The sequence below is a fragment of the Devosia sp. A369 genome (assembly GCF_054489345.1).
On the sequence record NZ_JBTMWV010000059.1, the window covers coordinates 1 to 883 of the forward strand.

1 protein-coding gene is annotated in these 883 nt (G+C 52.7%); it reads left to right on the forward strand.

Translation table 11 applies throughout. The annotated features are described in order from the left end of the window. Positions 1–695 precede the first annotated feature (695 nt). On the forward strand, positions 696–883 hold a 188-nt coding region (locus ACX3OZ_RS20870), incomplete at its 3' end, for a ParB N-terminal domain-containing protein (RefSeq protein WP_459105512.1).

Genomic DNA, 883 nt, shown 5'->3' on the forward strand with positions numbered 1-883 from the left:
CTCCAGGTAGTATCGCTGCCCTGGCACATGGTAGATGCGCTCACCGCTGTTGATGCTGATGTTGCCCTTGATGTTGCAGCCGGCGCCGCCGAGAGAGCCGAGGGTCGCACGGGCAATGCCCGCGCTGCATCGGGTACGATAAGCAACATAGCGCCCGCGAATCCCACACCGGCCGCCGCCAAAACGGGCAAAACTTTAACTAGACCTCGGATCATGGACACCCCTTCGATGGTGAGGATGCCACCCAGCCGCACGCTAGCAAGCCGATCTGGGGATACTGGTGAAGCAACGGTTTCTCGCGGTTTGAAAAGACGGCCTATCGCACAACTAGAGTCCCGGCTAAGGGCGGGGTTTGCGGTCTGCACGTATCGCGAGGTCAATGCAGGTTGGCGAGAAGATCGAAATTGGGCGGTTCGAATTGAACAATTACCCAATTACCAAGTTATCGAATGACTGGAAATGCGGGCTGCAGCCAAATTCGGTTTGTGGAAGGCCAGTCATACTCCGGTTTAAGATGACCCATAAGACGTGAGTTAAGAGAGATTCGTTTAGAAAAGACCGGCTTTCCATTACCGTAAGAAGAATAGGTTGCGGATTAATTAGAACTTAGACTATGTCGATATTTTGCATCTGACTTTGTTTAGTTGACAACAAATTTGACCCGTGCATTTCTGATGGCAGAAAATGAGGCACACATGGCTACGCTAGCGAACCACCCCGCCCCCATCGCTGTGACAGTCATGGCGCTGACTCAGGTCAAACCTGATCCCACAAATCCAAAGAAGCACTCAAAGCGTCAGATCCAAAAGCTGGCCGCTGCCTATGGTGAGTTCGGATATATTTCTCCACTGCTCGTGGACGAACAGGCGATGATCATTGCCGG